Below are 11537 nucleotides of genomic sequence, written 5' to 3' on the forward strand. Positions count from 1 at the left end.
TATGGGTACATTAGAAGAAAGAATTTTAAAATCTGAAACACATATTTTTAAAGCGGTTTTCCCGAGTACAACGAATCATTATGATACTTTATTTGGAGGAACTGCGCTTCATTTAATGGACGAAGTGGCTTTTATTTGTGCTACACGTTTCAGCCGTAAAAAAGTAGTTACGATATCTACAGGTCAAATCGACTTTAAAAAAGCAATTCCTGCTGGAACTTTAATCGAATTGGTTGCAAAAGTTGTAAGCGTGGGAAGAACAAGCTGTAAAATTCACGTTGATATTTTTATGGAACAAATGTATACCGAGCTTCGCGAAACAGTAGTTTCAGGAACTTTTTCGTTTGTTGCTGTTGATGAAAACAAGAAACCAACGCCAATTTTGGACAATTTGGATTAATTTTTTCAAAAATCTCTTTTTCGTAAATACTGATAATTAAGCACTTGAAAATTATTTAAAAAAAGTTTCCAAAAAAGTTTTCAGAACCGAAAAACCGTCTTATATTTGCACTCGCAATCACGAAATGATAGCGACATACTGGAGAAATGGCAGAGCGGTCGAATGCGGCAGTCTTGAAAACTGTTGACTGTAACAGGTCCGGGGGTTCGAATCCCTCTTTCTCCGCCAGTAGAAGTTTCAAAAGAAACTTTAAAATCAAAAACCTTTAAACAGTAATGTTTAAAGGTTTTTTCTTTATTATCTATATCTTAAAAAGTGCATCTTCTATAAGCTTAACCATTAGTTTATTCTATTTAAACTAATCTGTTTCTCCAAGCTTTACATATCCTTACATTGTTGAACATTACTTTTTTCATCTGCTGGTAAATTATCTAACTATGGTTCTCCATCTTTTTATTTATGCACAGAATAAACTCACACAGCAAACGTTTATACCTTAAATTACCGCTCTTTTTAATGTATATTTACATTTAAAATCCAAATAATTAATTCATGAAAAAAATATGGTTCAGGAGGTTTATATATGCCATTATAATATTGTTAGTCCTTATTATCTGCGTTTTTATCTGGTCAGATAATGAATTAAATAAAGTTTTAGGTAAATCAACTAAAGTCATTCCCATTTCTTCTTTTGTAAAGCCCTCCAAAACAATTCAAATAAAAAATGTCAATGTACTTTCAGAAGATTGTACTTCTTTTATTAAAAACCAGACAATAGTCATTGAAAATGGAAAGATAGTCAGCTTGGGAAAAAATCAACCTTTGGACAGCACAGCTATTATAATAGATGGAACAAATAAATTTTTAATTCCAGGTCTTATAGATTCACACGTTCATTTAAAAGAAAGTCAAAACGACCTATTTCTATATTTAACTAATGGTATCACTTATATTAGGGAAATGGCCGGAAGACCTGTAACTTTAGAATGGAGAAAGGAACAAAAGAAAAATGGCATTGGCCCCAGAATGTTTATTGCATCTCCTCCAATATACAGCGAAAGTGGATTAAGCGGTTATTATTTTAGCTGGACAAGACAGGCTATTAATTATTCAACTAAAGAGGATGCCCAAAAAGAAATTAAAAAGATAAAAGAACAAGGATACGATGCCGTTAAAATGTACGGTTTTGTTAATCCCGAAATGTATAAAACGACAATTGAGTTTGCCAAAGAAAACAACCTTCCTGTTATAGGACACATTCCTTTGGTTAACTTAGACACTTTGTACCATTCAGGTCAAAAAGAGGTTGCTCACGTTGAAGAATTAACCATCAAAAATATGGATGATTTTGGAAAATCAATTTCTAAAAATCCAAAAGAATATATTAATTTCTTAAAAATACAGTCAAAGCTAATAGCCAAAAAATTAAAGGAAAACAATATTTGTGTAACCTCAACTATTTCGTTAGTTGAAAGTTTTCCAAAACAGAGATTCGACTTAAAATCCAGACTCAGAGAAATAGAATTAAAATACGCTAATCCTAAAATTATTGAAGGCAGTCCAATATATAAGTTAGGCTGGTTACCTGGTAAAAATGGATACGAATATGATGGCGAGGATAATCCTGAAGCATTAAAATCGTCGTTAACTTTCTGGAACACGTATGTTGAAGCTATCCATATTATGACAAAAGCGTTAATTGAAAATAACGTTACAATTATGGCAGGGACAGATGCAAACGTTGCTACTATTGTTCCGGGTTTTTCGCTTCATAATGAGCTGCAATCTTTAGCTAAGGCAGGAATGACAAACTCACAAGTACTTTATTCTGCAACTGTTGAACCTAGCAATTGGCTAAAAAGCAAAACAGGAAAAATAAAAACAGGATATAATTCAGATTTAATTCTTCTTTCAAAGAATCCATTAGAAAATATTAAAAATACAAAAACTATAGAAAGTGTTTTCTTTGGAAAATATATGATGAATAAAAATCAAATCACAAGTATTTTGAAAGCTATAGAAAATGCAAATAATGAAAACAGGAGTATCAAAATTGACGAGTTTTTAAATTAATCAAAGTATAATTTTCCTGGATTAGATAAAAAAAAACCTGCAGATCTGCAGGTTTTTTCACTCAATTATCTAAAAATTTTATTGTACAGCATCTTTTGCTTTCACTTGATGCAGTACTTTTTTATACTAAACTTTGAGCCACAGCTGCTGTTGCTAACGGAGATGTTTTTACTTCGCTCATTATTTGTCCATCGAATAGATTAATTACTCTATGTGCATAATGAGAATCTCTATCTGAGTGGGTTACCATTACAATAGTAGCACCTTCCTTATTTAATTCAGTTAACAAATTCATCACTTCAATTCCATTTTTAGAATCCAGGTTACCTGTAGGCTCATCTGCTAAAATTAATTTAGGTCTTGTTATTACAGCTCTAGATATAGCTACACGCTGCTGCTGTCCTCCAGATAATTGTTTTGGAAAATGGCTTTCTCTGTGAGCAATTTTCATTCTTTTAAGAACTTCTAATACTCTTGCTTTTCGTTCACTTTTACTGATATTAAGATACATTAAGGGTAATTCTACGTTCTCAAAAACCGTTAATTCTTCAATTAGATTAAAACTTTGAAATACAAAACCTAAGTTTCCTTTTCGCAAAGTGGTAAGTTCTTGCTCTTTAAAACCTGCTACTTCAATATCATTAAATTTATAGCTTCCTTCTGAAGGATTATCCAGCATACCTACAATATTTAACAATGTTGATTTTCCACAGCCTGACGGTCCCATAATAGCAAGAAATTCTCCCTCTGCTACATTCAAATTGATATCATTCAACGCTAGAGTTTCAATATCTTCTGTTCTAAAACTCTTTTTTAAATTTTTAATTTTTATCATCTTTCTATATTTTTTAAGTATTTGTATGCAATTTATCTTGTTAATGTATTGTTTGCTAATTTAATATTATTTTGTCAACTTCCTTAAATCCTTCGTAACCAGAAATTATAACATTTTCTCCACCATTAAGACCTTCTAAAATTTCATAATATTTTGAATTTTGTCTTCCAATTCTAATTGGTCTTTTTAATGCCTGTTCTGTCTTATTATCTACAACAAAAACCCATTGTCCGCCCGTGCTGTTAAAGAAACTGCCTTTTGGTAACAAAATCCCTTTTTTAGATTCTCCCAGCTGTAATTTAATATTATAACTTTGACCGGTTCTTATATTTTCTGGTTTGCCACCTACAAAAACAAGATCAATTTTAAATTTTCCATCACGAACTTCCGGATAAACTTTTTGTATTCTTAAAGGATATTCTGTGTTGTTACGCTGTAAACTTGCTGATAAATCATTTTTTACACGATCAATATAATGTTCATCTATTGTGGCTTCAATTTTATAGTTGGTTAGTACATTTATTTGTCCTATACGGTCACCAGGGCTAATATTTTGTCCTACTTCTGCATTAAGAAGTCCAAGCTGCCCATCTGCAATAGCTTTCACATTTAAATGATCCAATCGTTGATACACCATATTTAATATTTTTTTCATGCGTACTAAATCGGCATCTAAACTTTTAAACGATGTGTTTCTTAGTTTACTGTCACTATCTGCTTGTGTTTTATTTATAACGTACTGTTCTTTGGTAAGGTTATACTTTTCTTTCGATAGTAAATATTCTTCTTTAGAAATAAGTTTTTCTTTATATAAAGATTCATTTTGCTCGTAATTTCTTTTAAGCTTTTGAAGATCATATTGAGAATTAACAAGATCTTTTTGATCTGTTAACTGTCTTGTATCAAAAGCCAGTTTTGTAGATCTTAAATCGTTTTGTTTTAGGGCAAGATTACTTTCGCTTGTTAGAATTTGCTCGTACAGGTCTAAGTTTTCCAGTTTTAAAATTACATCCCCTTTTTTAACCATATTTCCTTCTTCTACTAGTTTTTCTTTTACCCTTCCTCCTTCGTATGCATCCAGGTAGATTGTAGAAATTGGGGCAATATTACCATTGATTGTAATATAGTCATCAAACTTGCCCTGAGTAACCTGAGCGATTGATAATTTATTTTTTTCAATGTCATATGTGCCTAATGAGTCACTTAAAAATACTTTAAACACTACAGCAATCACTACGATTGTTAGTACCGCATAGCCCACATGCTTAAGTTTTAGGCCTTTTTTCTTTTCAATTCGAATGTCCATATTAATTAGTTCTTGATGTTAAAAATTGATAATCCTTTATAAAAATCCAATGTTTTTTTGTTGACTTTTAGTTTTATTTTTACCTGCAAATTTTCATTCTTGGAGTTAGCATACAGAGTTTTTGACTGATACAGGTCTATATCACTTATTAATCCTAATTCATACTTTCTCTGTTCTATCTTAAATGCAAGTTCTCTTGTTGCTATTTTTTGATTGCTTTGCTCGAATTCTTTTTCAAAAGCTTTTTGATTTTGCACTAATTCCTGAATCAGTCTATAGAGTTCTTGTTTTTGTAGATTCAGATTATTATTAGCCCTTTCAAATTCTATCTTTTTTTGTTTGATATTTGAGTGGGCAGACCAACCGTTAAAAATTGGGATCTTTAATGAAAAACCAACCTGCTGCGCTGCATTATTACTGAACTGGTTCTTGAATGGAATCGTTTTTCCGTTTTCATCAAAGGAAGTTTCATAATATCCTGTACCATACGCTCCAAATAATGTTAAAGTTGGATATAAGGCCCCTTTCGCTATCGAAACATCTTTCATCGCTGCCTGAGTTTTAAATTCTTCAGATTTTATCAGCGGAACAAAACTCTTTGCCGTCTTAAAAATTGATTCATAATCTTCTAAAGCAGGATCGCTATCAGGCATATCAAATTCATTTGATGGTTCTGCTAATGAAATCTTGCTTATATCCCCTAAATTCATTTCCTGAATAAGTTTTAATTGAGCAATTGCTAAGCTGTTCTCATGTTGAGTAAGCAGTAATTTATCTGAAACTAATGTAGATTCTGCTTCATACAAATCAGTACCAGCCTTTAAGCCCAAATCTATTTTTCTTTTAACAAGGTCATAATTAGTTTGTGAGATTTCTAATTGTTCTTTAGATATAACTACTAACCCCTGATAAAAATAAATATCATAAAAAGCGACCATTACTCTAAAAGCCAGCATATATTTTTCATGTAATAAATCCTGTTGTGCAGCATTTTGTAATAACTTTGTCAATCTAATTGTATTTATTTTTTGGAAGCCTTTAAATAAATCAACAGAAGACTGTAAAGTATATTCGTTTGTAAAAAAGCTTGTAGTTGTATAATTATTATTAATAGGGTCAATAGAACGCCCATATCGAGTACTATAACCTAAAACTCCCTCAATTGCGGGCAATAAGCTTCTAACAGATTGTTTATGAGTTTCTTTATTTGCTTCAAAATTATACTTGTACTCATTCAATTTAAGATTGTGCTCAACTGCATAGTCTATGCATTGATCTAATGTCCAAGATTGTTGAGCGATTGCTGATTTAGAAATCAAAAAGAGTATAATTACAGTTTTAATATTATTTTTAATATTCATATATTAGTTGTTTATAACGGAATTCAAATTATTCTTTTTCTACTGCTACCGTTTATCCAAGCGTCGTGCCAAAAAAATACACAATTCATTATCAAACACTTACAACAAATATTTAAAAAACACCTTTTTAAAAGTGTCAAATATTTTTACACTCAGTGTCGAATATCTTAACAATTAAAATCAGAATTCGCTTATTATTTTTATATTTGTTACAACGAACCACACTTTTTTAGTTCTGATTTTCTCCTAAAAACAACTTCTCAATAAGCCTTTTTTATGATTGACGGAAAAATTTTGATAATTGATGATAACAAAAGTGTATTGAGTGCTTTAGAAATTCTCTTGCAATTTGAATACAAGCACATTGAAACGTTATCTAATCCAAATCAAATTTCATCTTTTAAAAATTTAATTGATTTTGATATTGTCTTATTAGATATGAATTTTTTAGCCGGTGTTAATAACGGAAATGAAGGGCTGTATTGGCTAAAAGAGATAAAAAAGAAGGCTCCAGACATTTCGGTTATTATGATTACATCTTATGGAGCTATCGATTTAGCTGTAGATGCTTTGAAGGCCGGGGCTTCTGACTTTATACTTAAACCTTGGAATAACGATAAACTTTTATCCACCATAAAATCAGTTTATTTATTAAAAAAATCTTTAAAAGAAAGAAATAAACCAAAAACGAATGAAAAAGGTTTAAAAGAGATTAATGATCAGAATGAAAGCTCTATTATTGGTAATTCTAAAGAATTATTATCCCTTCTTCATCTAACTCAAAAAGTAGCAAAGACTGATGTTAGTGTTTTAATAACCGGTGAAAATGGTACCGGAAAAGAGGTAATTGCTCAAGAACTGCATAGACTTTCGAACCGAAAAAATGAAATATTTATCTCGGTAGATATGGGTTCTATTTCTGAGTCACTTTTTGAAAGTGAACTTTTTGGACATATGAAAGGGGCATTTACAGATGCCAAACAGGACAGAATTGGTAAATTTGAAGCTGCAAATGGAGGTACATTATTTTTAGATGAAATTGGAAACCTGTCACTTCAATTACAAGCTAAACTTCTTTCGGTACTACAAAACAGAATTATTGTTAGAGTGGGCTCTAATAAGCCTATTCCTGTTAACATTCGCTTAGTTTGTGCGACAAACTGCAATCTGCATCAAATGGTTGCCGACGGTGTTTTTAGAGAGGATTTACTTTATAGAATCAACACTATTCATCTTGAAGTTCCTTCATTGCGAGATCGTGATAAAGACATTTTACTTTTGGCAGATTTTTATTTAAAAAAAATGTCTTCTAAATACGACAGACCAGACATGAAAATTGATGTTGCAGCTCAGGAAAAATTAATGGCTTATTCCTGGCCAGGGAATGTCAGGGAATTACAGCATACCATTGAAAGAGCTATAATTTTATGCGAAAGCAATGTTTTAAAACCAGATGACTTTTTGTTAATCAATAAATCCTCAGCATCTCCAAACACTCAGCCAAATACTTTGGACGAAATGGAAGAGATAATGATAAACAGGGTTTTAAATGAAAACAATTCTAATTTAAGTGCTGCTGCCAACCAACTAGGTGTTTCAAGGCAAACCTTGTACAATAAAATAAAGAAAAGAAAAAGCAATGGTTAACATAAATTTTTATTTAAATATTGTATTACGGATTGTTTTTATTACGATATCTTCTCTTGGATTTGCATTCTGTTTTGATAGAGAATTTTATATATTTTCTTTTCTGTTTCTTTTTATTTTAATATTGCAAGTATTATTATTTATACGATACATCAATTATACAAACAGGAAATTATCCCATTTTTTAAATGGTATTGAAAATGAAGATTTTACACTGCACTTTCCTGAAAAAGATCTTATAAAACCTTTTAAAAACCTTAACCAGAGTCTTAATAAGGTTAATAGCTTAATCCATGAACTGCATTTAAAAAAACAAGCTCAGGAACAGTTTTATCATGAAATATTAAAACAAGCCAATATTGGAATTTTTGCTTTTAATGAAAATGGTCATATTATTTACTCAAACCCTACTGTAGAAAATTTACTTAACTACAGACCTCTAAATCATATTAAACAACTGAGGCAGGTTGATGAAAAATTATTTTCTTTTTTTGATAACTTAAAACCTTTTGAACAGAAACTTTTTCAGATAACAAATGAGAGAGAAAAAAAACAGCTTTCAATAAAATCCAGCACTATCAACATGCATAAGGAAAATCTTTTTTTAGTTACTATACAGGATATTAATAAGGAATTAGAGGAGAAAGAAACAGATTCATGGATAAAACTTATTAAGGTTTTAACGCATGAAATTATGAATTCAATAGCACCAATTACATCAATTTCTGAATCTATTTTAAAGTATTATAAAGTCAATAATAAACTAATTCCAATTAGTGAGTTTGACGAAAAACATATAATAAATACTGCTAAAGGTTTAGAAATTATTAGTGAGCAGGGTGATAATTTGATGAGTTTTGTTAGATCTTACAGAACATTATTAAGTGTTCCTGTACCCGAAAAAGAAATGGTTCCCGCTAAAACATTATTAGACAATATATTTTTACTAATAAATCCAAATAATGATACTGTAAAAATAGATATTGAGATAGTTCCTGAAAATTTAGAATTGTATATAGATAAAAAACAAATTACTCAGGTATTGATAAATTTGGGTAAAAATGCGCTGCAGTCATTGAACGATCAGGAAAATGGTATTATAAAAATTTCTGCCGGTATAAACAATCAGGATAAAAAATTCATCATGCTTTCTGATAATGGTCCTGGAATAACGGCAGAGTTAATGGAAGAAATTTTTGTTCCTTTCTTTACTACAAAAACTACAGGAACAGGTATAGGACTAAGTTTGTCTAAACAAATTATGCGTTTACACGATGGCACCATTAAAGTACATTCGATTCCAAATATAGAAACAAGGTTTGTTTTAAATTTTTAAATAACTATTTCCAGACAAAAGAGGGATTACTAAAAGTTTGACATCATAGATAATCTAACGAATCATATTGAAGTGCATATTCTTCTATTTTTTTTGAAGATGCCAAATGCATTGCATATTCTTTATCAATTGCAATTTCGAGTAAATAATAAAATTTATCCTCTACTTCTACCTTTATTTCTGTTGTATCAACATTCCTTAAAGGAATTTGTAATCCTCTGCCATCGGCTTTGATTACTGCTTCTTTACGTGTCCAGTATTTATAAAAATGTTTCTCGCTGGTAATATTATTTTTCTCCTTTGAAGTAAAAACAGAACTAAAATTTTCAATATCGATAGTTTTTATTTTTTCAATATCGATTCCTATATTCTCTTTTTCATCTGTACTTATTACGCATACAATATAATCCTCAGAGTGTGATATATTAAAACTAAAAGTGTCATAAGAAAAATAAGGTTTCCCATATTGGTTTTTCTTCATTATCGCTAAAGAATCCTGATATCCTAATTTAAGCATGCCTTGTTTTAACAGCAGCTTTCCATATAAAAAAGAATGTGCATCCTCCCAGCGTCTGAATTTCTCAATTTTATTTTGCATATCATCAGGAAGCAACGAAACTGCTTTTATATACTTTTCATCCGTTAATTGCTTGCAAAGCGTATAATAAACTATTGTCATAAAGGAAGGAAAAATTAATTCATTAAGAAAGGCAGAATCATACTCAAAATATGTCCTGCCTTTTATTCTTTAAAGCTAAAAAAATTGTAGTATTTTGTTTAAAAAACTCGTTTTTTTTTCAAAATCATATCAATACATTTATTGCATACACCATTCAAGAACTGCTTTTGCACTATGTGCTTTGTTTTCTGCCTGTTCAAAAACGATACTTCTATCTCCATCAATTACTTCTGCTTCAACCTCTTCTCCTCTGTGAGCTGGAAGGTCATGCATAAAAATTGCGTTAGGATATCTTGACATAAGTTTTTGTGTGATTGCAAAAGGTTCAAATATGTCTCTCCAGTTGACATCTAATTTTACAGTTCCTGTTGTTTGCCAGCGTGTAGTATAGATTACATCTGCATTTGCCGGCAGAAATTTTAGATCATGATATTCAGCGATAACTGTATTTCTTCCTGCTCCTTCTTTTTGTGCATAATGTAAAATTTGAGGATCAATTTGATAATTTGGCGGTGTAAAAAAGCTGATTTTTACATTTGAAAATTTGGCAAATGCTAAAGCTAATGCTGATGCTGTATTATTTCCTTCTCCCAGATAAATAATCTCAAGGCCTTTGATTTCTCCAAAATAGCGTTTCATTGTTGTTAAATCAGCTAAAGCCTGTGTTGGATGTTCATCTTCGGTCATGGCATTCACGATTGACATTCTTTGCTGATTTGCAAAAATTCTGAGCAAAGCTGGAGATTCTCCGGTTCTTACTACTAAACCATCCAGCATTTGAGAAAGTACCTGCAAAGTATCACTCAAATTTTCACCTGTATTTATCTGTAAATCATTTGGGCCATACGAAATAACTTGTGCCCCTAGTCTAAGCGCCGCCGTAGAAAAAGAGGTTCTTGTTCTTGTAGAAGTTTTTGTAAAATATATCCCTACTATTTTACCTTGTAATTGATGGCCAAGTTCGACCATACCATTTGCATATTCGATACCTCTATTAACTATATCAAGTGTTTCCTGTACTGACAAATCTACCAGAGAAATGACATGTTTATTTTCTTTTACTGTTGTAAGACTCATTTTATTTTGTTTTTAAATACAATAGTTACTCTTAAATTAAAAATTCTAAGTTTTGCTGCACTAAGCTGGCATTAATAATTTTAATAACCGCATCTTTTTCTTTTAAAAGGAAAAAATGTCCACCTTCAATATAATATATCGAGCATCTTTTTGTTGTATGTGCTTTCCATTTAACCGCTGTGTCGCGTGAAATCCCTTCACTTTCCCCTATTAATACTGAAATATTTACTTTCAAAGGGATTATTTCCGGTCTGTGAACCATTGTTTCAGCTATGGCAAAATCACTTCTCAGTAAAGGAATAAATATTTTACTTAACTCCGGATGTTGAAAAATTTCAGGAGGTGTTACTCCCAAAGCTAAGACTTTTTCCTGAAACTCTTGTGGCCCCATAAGTGACCACAATTCCCTTACTCTTTGTACATCTGGCGGATATCTTCCGGAAAAAAAAGCATGTATCGGCGGCCTCATGCCCAATGACATAATTTTTTGAAGGACTTCGTAACCTAACGAAGCCCCCATACTATGTCCAAAAATTGCATAATCAGATTTAGAAATATCATCGGATATCTGATTGAAAATATCCTCTACTGCTTCCTCTAAATTTGCATAACAATCTTCGGCTATTCGAATACCGCGCCCGGCTAGTTCAATAGGGCATAATTCGATATTATCTGCTAATCCTGTTCCCCAATTTCGGTAAATACTTGATGCTCCTCCGGCAAATGGCAAGCAAAAGAGTTTTATTTTTTCTGTCATTGCATATTAATTTTATAGGATTATTATCTAATTTACTTACGTCAACATTCACTTTAAAAAATATCT

Annotated in this window: 10 protein-coding genes and 1 tRNA gene; 5 read left to right on the forward strand and 6 right to left on the reverse strand. The window is 31.1% G+C overall.

Annotated elements, in window-relative coordinates; genetic code table 11:
- The first annotated feature begins 1 nt into the window (after position 1).
- From FLAPXU55_RS15985 to FLAPXU55_RS15995, 3 genes are all read left to right on the forward strand, one after another.
- Positions 2-400, forward strand: a complete 399-nt coding sequence (locus FLAPXU55_RS15985) for an acyl-CoA thioesterase (RefSeq protein ID WP_053471131.1) — start codon at positions 2-4, stop codon at positions 398-400.
- Between the two features lie 140 nt (positions 401-540).
- A tRNA-Ser gene (locus FLAPXU55_RS15990) sits at positions 541-628 on the forward strand.
- 324 nt (positions 629-952) lie between these two features.
- The gene (locus FLAPXU55_RS15995; RefSeq protein WP_180859371.1) at positions 953-2473 is read left to right on the forward strand and encodes an amidohydrolase family protein; all 1521 of its coding nucleotides are present in this window, start codon (positions 953-955) and stop codon (positions 2471-2473) included.
- A 121-nt stretch (positions 2474-2594) separates the two neighbouring features.
- Here the strand turns inward: FLAPXU55_RS15995 and FLAPXU55_RS16000 are convergent, their stop codons facing one another.
- From FLAPXU55_RS16000 to FLAPXU55_RS16010, 3 genes are read right to left on the reverse strand one after another with little or no spacing between them, the layout of a single operon-like run.
- Positions 2595-3308: an ABC transporter ATP-binding protein gene (locus FLAPXU55_RS16000; RefSeq protein WP_180859373.1), complete on the reverse strand. Its 714-nt coding sequence runs from the start codon at positions 3306-3308 to the stop codon at positions 2595-2597.
- 55 nt (positions 3309-3363) lie between these two features.
- Positions 3364-4614 (reverse strand): efflux RND transporter periplasmic adaptor subunit, encoded by a 1251-nt coding sequence (locus FLAPXU55_RS16005; protein WP_180859375.1) that lies wholly within the window; start codon positions 4612-4614, stop codon positions 3364-3366.
- Positions 4615-4619: 5 nt separating this feature from the next.
- Positions 4620-5975: a TolC family protein gene (locus FLAPXU55_RS16010; RefSeq protein WP_180859377.1), complete on the reverse strand. Its 1356-nt coding sequence runs from the start codon at positions 5973-5975 to the stop codon at positions 4620-4622.
- A 276-nt stretch (positions 5976-6251) separates the two neighbouring features.
- Here FLAPXU55_RS16010 and FLAPXU55_RS16015 point away from each other — a divergent pair, with 276 nt between their 5' ends.
- A complete protein-coding gene (locus tag FLAPXU55_RS16015) occupies positions 6252-7622 on the forward strand; it encodes a sigma-54-dependent transcriptional regulator (RefSeq protein ID WP_180859379.1) in 1371 nt (456 codons plus the stop codon).
- A 124-nt stretch (positions 7623-7746) separates the two neighbouring features.
- On the forward strand, positions 7747-8958 hold the full coding sequence (locus tag FLAPXU55_RS16020; protein WP_235992072.1) for a sensor histidine kinase: 1212 nt from the start codon (positions 7747-7749) through the stop codon (positions 8956-8958).
- A 43-nt stretch (positions 8959-9001) separates the two neighbouring features.
- Here FLAPXU55_RS16020 and FLAPXU55_RS16025 read toward each other — a convergent pair whose 3' ends face one another.
- The 3 genes from FLAPXU55_RS16025 to FLAPXU55_RS16035 form a co-directional block, all read right to left on the reverse strand.
- Positions 9002-9637, reverse strand: a complete 636-nt coding sequence (locus tag FLAPXU55_RS16025; RefSeq protein ID WP_180859383.1) for a 4'-phosphopantetheinyl transferase family protein — start codon at positions 9635-9637, stop codon at positions 9002-9004.
- A 138-nt stretch (positions 9638-9775) separates the two neighbouring features.
- Positions 9776-10714: an ornithine carbamoyltransferase gene (locus FLAPXU55_RS16030; protein WP_180859385.1), complete on the reverse strand. Its 939-nt coding sequence runs from the start codon at positions 10712-10714 to the stop codon at positions 9776-9778.
- A 31-nt stretch (positions 10715-10745) separates the two neighbouring features.
- Complete coding sequence (locus FLAPXU55_RS16035) at positions 10746-11471, reverse strand: thioesterase II family protein (RefSeq protein WP_180859387.1); 726 nt, start codon at positions 11469-11471, stop codon at positions 10746-10748.
- Positions 11472-11537 lie beyond the last annotated feature (66 nt).

The sequence above is a fragment of the Flavobacterium panici genome, assembly GCF_903819335.1.
In the GTDB taxonomy this organism is placed as follows: Bacteria; Bacteroidota; Bacteroidia; order Flavobacteriales; family Flavobacteriaceae; genus Flavobacterium; species Flavobacterium panici.

Bases quoted from the DNA above. Each gene is read 5' to 3' on its own strand.
- FLAPXU55_RS15985 (WP_053471131.1), top strand. From the start codon at position 2: ATGGGTACATTAGAAGAAAGAATTTTAAAATCTGAAACACATATTTTT.
- FLAPXU55_RS15995 (WP_180859371.1), top strand. From the start codon at position 953: ATGAAAAAAATATGGTTCAGGAGGTTTATATATGCCATTATAATATTG.
- FLAPXU55_RS16000 (WP_180859373.1), bottom strand. From the start codon at position 3,308: ATGATAAAAATTAAAAATTTAAAAAAGAGTTTTAGAACAGAAGATATT.
- FLAPXU55_RS16005 (WP_180859375.1), bottom strand. From the start codon at position 4,614: ATGGACATTCGAATTGAAAAGAAAAAAGGCCTAAAACTTAAGCATGTG.
- FLAPXU55_RS16010 (WP_180859377.1), bottom strand. From the start codon at position 5,975: ATGAATATTAAAAATAATATTAAAACTGTAATTATACTCTTTTTGATT.
- FLAPXU55_RS16015 (WP_180859379.1), top strand. From the start codon at position 6,252: ATGATTGACGGAAAAATTTTGATAATTGATGATAACAAAAGTGTATTG.
- FLAPXU55_RS16025 (WP_180859383.1), bottom strand. From the start codon at position 9,637: ATGACAATAGTTTATTATACGCTTTGCAAGCAATTAACGGATGAAAAG.
- FLAPXU55_RS16030 (WP_180859385.1), bottom strand. From the start codon at position 10,714: ATGAGTCTTACAACAGTAAAAGAAAATAAACATGTCATTTCTCTGGTA.
- FLAPXU55_RS16035 (WP_180859387.1), bottom strand. From the start codon at position 11,471: ATGACAGAAAAAATAAAACTCTTTTGCTTGCCATTTGCCGGAGGAGCA.